The sequence below is a fragment of the Paraconexibacter sp. genome (genome assembly GCF_041602235.1).
Taxonomy (GTDB): Bacteria; Actinomycetota; Thermoleophilia; order Solirubrobacterales; family Solirubrobacteraceae; genus Paraconexibacter.
The window spans coordinates 1-4090 of record NZ_JBFIGP010000319.1; the positions used below are offsets into that span (position 1 = coordinate 1).

At 71.7% G+C, this 4090-nt stretch carries 5 protein-coding genes and 1 pseudogene; 2 read left to right on the plus strand and 4 right to left on the minus strand.

The window, feature by feature from the left end:
- Window positions 1-105: 105 nt before the first annotated feature.
- Together ABYE80_RS17925 and ABYE80_RS17930 are read right to left on the minus strand one after the other, a co-directional pair.
- Window positions 106-240 (minus strand): hypothetical protein, encoded by a 135-nt coding sequence (locus ABYE80_RS17925; protein ID WP_372791671.1) that lies wholly within the window; start codon window positions 238-240, stop codon window positions 106-108.
- Between the two features lie 34 nt (window positions 241-274).
- Window positions 275-1360, minus strand: a complete 1086-nt coding sequence (locus ABYE80_RS17930) for a histidinol-phosphate transaminase (protein ID WP_372791672.1) — start codon at window positions 1358-1360, stop codon at window positions 275-277.
- 75 nt (window positions 1361-1435) lie between these two features.
- Here ABYE80_RS17930 and ABYE80_RS17935 point away from each other — a divergent pair, with 75 nt between their 5' ends.
- On the plus strand, window positions 1436-2563 hold the full coding sequence (locus ABYE80_RS17935) for a protoglobin domain-containing protein (protein WP_372791673.1): 1128 nt from the start codon (window positions 1436-1438) through the stop codon (window positions 2561-2563).
- A 34-nt stretch (window positions 2564-2597) separates the two neighbouring features.
- On the opposite strand, the gene aroH is transcribed toward ABYE80_RS17935, so the two are convergent.
- Window positions 2598-2963, minus strand: a complete 366-nt coding sequence (gene aroH / locus ABYE80_RS17940; protein WP_372791674.1) for a chorismate mutase — start codon at window positions 2961-2963, stop codon at window positions 2598-2600.
- An 11-nt stretch (window positions 2964-2974) separates the two neighbouring features.
- Window positions 2975-3700: a pseudouridine synthase gene (locus ABYE80_RS17945; RefSeq protein WP_372791675.1), complete on the minus strand. Its 726-nt coding sequence runs from the start codon at window positions 3698-3700 to the stop codon at window positions 2975-2977.
- 45 nt (window positions 3701-3745) lie between these two features.
- Here ABYE80_RS17945 and ABYE80_RS17950 point away from each other — a divergent pair.
- Window positions 3746-4090: pseudogene (locus ABYE80_RS17950) on the plus strand (23S rRNA (adenine(2503)-C(2))-methyltransferase RlmN); the annotation flags it as partial.

The window sequence follows — 4090 nt, forward strand, 5'->3', positions numbered from 1 at the left end:
CGGTGACGTGCACCGTCAGGCCGCGGGCGTGCAGCAGCCGCGCGATCTCCCGGCCCAGGCCCCGACCGGCGCCGGTGACGACCGCCGCACCCGTCGTGATCGCGTTCACGCCCCCACTCCCATGGCGGCGGGCGGCGAGATGTGCGTCGCGAGGTCTCGGCGACCTGCCGGATGCGTCGGGTCCACGACCACGGGAAGGCGCGACGTCGTCTGGAGCACCGGGACGGGCATGAGGGTCAAGGGTGCAAGGACTCCGTGGATCGGGCGAACGAGGTCAGTCGCCGATCAGGACGCCGAGCTCGTGCAGGAAGCGGTCGTTCTGGGCCGGCGTGCCGTAGGTCACGCGCAGCGCGCCCTCCTTGCCCAACGCCGCTCCCGCGCGCACCAGCACCCCGCGTGCCGCCAGCCCTTCGACGATCGCCTTCTCCTCGAAGCCCTCCGGCAGGTCGAACCAGGCGAAGTTCGCCTGGGAGTCCGCCGGCGTGATGCCGAGGTCCGCCAGACCGGCCTCGAGCTCCACGCGGGCGATGACGGCCCGCTCGACACGTTCGGCGACGGCGTCCTGATGCCTGAGGGCCTCGATGGCCGCGGCCTGGGCGGCCGCGTTGCAGAAGAACGGCTGGCGGACCTGGTTGACCGCGGTCGGGAACTCGTCGCCGCCGCACAGCGCGTAGCCCACCCGCAGGCCGCACAGGCCGTAGATCTTCGAGAACGTCCGCAGCAGCACGAGGTTGTCGTGCTTGGCGAGGAGGTCGATCGAGCTGTCCGGGTCCTCGAGCGTGTTGAACTCGCAGTAGGCCTCGTCGAGGATCACGCACACGTGCCGCGGCACCTGCGCCAGGAAGGCCGCGATGTCGGCCAGCGGCACGGCCGTCGACGTCGGGTTGTTCGGGTTGCAGACGATCACCAGGCGGGTGGCCACCGTGATCTCCCGCAGCATCGCGTCGAGGTCGTGCTCGTCGCGGTCGTTCAACGCCACGCGGATCCCGGTCGCGCCCGATGCGGCCTCCAGGTGCGGGTACACGCTGAAGCTCGGCCAGGCGTACACCAGCTCCGCCCCGGGCTCCAGCAGCGCCTCGCCCGCCGCCAGCAGGATGTCGCAGCTGCCGTTGCCGATCGCGATGCGCGGGGCGGGCACACCCGTGCGGTCGCTCAGGGCTCGCCGGAGCTTGGCGTTGGTCGGATCGGGATACCGGTTGAGACCGCCCAGGACCGCCGCGACCGCGTCCTGCACGGCCTGCAGCGGCGGGTCCGGGGACTCGTTGGACGCCAGCAGCGCGACGTCCTCGGGCAGCGCGTAGGCACTGGCCGCGGGATAGACGGGAATGCGCTGCACGCGCGAACTGAACTCGATGGCCACGGTGGCAGCGTAGCGGCGGGAAATCGGATTCGAGATCCGGCTCAACGACCGCGGCTTTCATCCGACTACGTTCCCATGACCTCCGCCACCACCGCGCCCCCGGCCCCGATCCGCCTCCAGGATCCGGCCCTGCAACGCCTGGTCGACTACACCGGGCTCAACTCCGGACACGTCGCGACGCTCCACCGGCTCGCGCCGGAGCTCAGCTCGCTCGCCTCGCCGATCACCGAGGCGTTCTACGACCACGTGCTCGCGCAGCCCGAGCTGCGCCAGATCATCAACCGCAACTCGACCGTCGAGCGCCTCGAGGCCACCCTCGCGGATTACGTCCAGACGCTCTGGTCGGGTGTCTACGACGACCGCACCGCGCAGCACCGGGTCGTCATCGGCCAGGTCCACGACCGCATCCAGCTTCCGCTCGGGGCCTACCTCGGCGCCTACGTGCAGATCGACGCCGTCGTCATGTCGCACCTGGCGCAGGCGCTCTCGGAGCGCCCGGAGGAGCTGACCGCGGCGCTCGCCGCCTGGCGGACCCTGACCCAGACCGACGTCTCGATCGTCGCGCAGAGCTTCATCGACGCCCGAGACGGGCGCCTGAGCTCGCTCCTGGAGACCCTGAGCGCCGCCAGCGAAGAGGTCGCGGCCCAGACGCAGGAGGCCACCAGCAGCGTGACCGACGCCGTCACGGCGACCGAGCAGGGCGTCGAGAGCATCGACCAGGCGTGGGGCGCCGTCGTCCACATGCGCGACGCCGTCCACCAGGTGCAGGAGCGCTCCGAGCAGCTGAAGTCCCAGCTCAAGGACATCGACGGGATCGTCGGCGACATCAACTCGATCTCCGAGCAGACGAAGCTGCTGTCGCTCAACGCCCGGATCGAGGCGGCGCGTGCCGGAGAGCACGGACGCGGCTTCGCGGTCGTCGCCACCGAGATCGGCAACCTCGCCCAGCGCACCGCCGAGAGCCTCGCGGCGATCAGCGACCACAGCAAGCACTCCGACGAGACCCTCGACGAGGTCTCGCAGGCCGTCAGCGCCGCCGTCGCCGAGGTCGCCGGCGTCGAGACCGCGACCACATCCGCCCGTACCGGGTTCACGACCGTGCAGACCGCGGCGGCCCAGGTGTCGGCGATGGTCTCGGAGATCCAGCAGGGCATCGAGTCGATCGTCACCCAGGCCGGGCAGGACTCCGGCATGGCCGCCTAGGAGCGGCGCCGTCGTCCCGGGGAGGTCCGCGCGGCTACTGCGCGGAGTCGAGGTCGGTCCGCAGCTTGCGGGCCTCCCCGAGATACACGTGCCGGGCCTCGTGGCCCTCCGGCGCGTAGTAGTGGATCAGCACGCGGATGACCTTCGGGAGCGAGCCCGGAACCTCGAGCTCCTGGGCGCACAGCAGCGGCACCCGGTCGAACCCCAGCGCGCGTGCGGCGACGGCCGGGAACTCCGCGTTCAGGTCGGCCGTGAGGGTGAAGATGCAGCTGACGACCGCCTCGGGGGTCAGGTCGTTGCGTTTCATGATCTCGCGCATCAGCCAGTCGGTCGCGCCGAGGATGGCGTCCGGGGTGTTGCGGTCCACCGAGGTGGCGCCGCGGAGGGCGAAGAGGCGCATGCGGACCGGATTCAACCAGCGTGGGAGGCTCGGCGTCCCGCCGCCCGGAGCCGCTCGACCTCGGCGGCGGTGAGTCGCCGTGCGGTCCCGGGTGCGAGTCCGTGCAACCGCAGCGGTCCGAACGCGACCCGCTGCAGGGAGATCACCGGGTGCCCGACGGTCTCGCACATGCGCCGCACCTGGCGCTTGCGGCCTTCGCGCAGGGTCAGCTCGATCTCGTCCCGGGAGACCGCTCGCGCTTCCGCGGGCAGCGTCACCCCGTCGTCGAGCTGCACGCCCTCGCGCAGCCGGCGCAGGGTCGCCTCCTTGACCGGCGGGTTGCCGACCTTCGCGCGGTAGGTCTTGCGGACCTCGTGGCTGGGGTGCGTCAGCACCTGGGCCAGGTCGCCGTCGTTGGTCAGCAGCAGCAGTCCGGTGGTATCCGCGTCGAGACGACCGACCGGGTACAGCCGCATGCCGGGAGCCTCGACCATGTCGATCACCGTCGGGCGCCCGTGGGTGTCCTTGGCGGTCGACACGACGCCCGCCGGCTTGTGGACGGCGTAGACGACGCGGACCTGCTCGGCCGGCGCGCCGATCGGCCGTCCGTCGACCGTGATCGTCTCCTGGCCGGTCACGTCGGTCGCCGGATCCGTCACCACGACGCCGTCGATGGTCACCCGCCCCTCGGCGATGATCTTCTCGGAGGCCCGGCGCGAGGCGACGCCCGCGTGGGCCAGGTGCTTCTGCAGGCGCACGCCCCGCACCCTACGCGGGCGGGCGGGAACTGGGACCATGGGTGCGTGGACCTCGCGCTTCTCGACCGCACGCTGGCCGACCTCGGCCAGCCCGCCTTCCGCGCCAAGCAGGTGTGGGAGTGGACCGCCAAGGGCGCTGCGGGCTACGACGAGATGACGAACCTCCCGGCGCGCCTGCGGGCGGACCTGACCGCCGCGGTCCCGTTCTCCTCGCTGGAGCTCGTGCAGGAGGCGCACGCCAGCGACGGCACCGTCAAGGCGCTGTTCCACACCCATGACGGACGCGCCATCGAGGCCGTCCTCATGCGCGACCGGGACGGCCGTCGCTCGGTCTGCCTGTCGTCGCAGTCGGGTTGCCCGCTCACCTGCACGTTCTGCGCGACGGGCACG

Coding starts and splice junctions, on each gene's coding strand:
- ABYE80_RS17935 (WP_372791673.1), top strand. CDS start 1,436: ATGACCTCCGCCACCACCGCGCCCCCGGCCCCGATCCGCCTCCAGGAT.
- aroH (WP_372791674.1), bottom strand. CDS start 2,963: ATGCGCCTCTTCGCCCTCCGCGGCGCCACCTCGGTGGACCGCAACACC.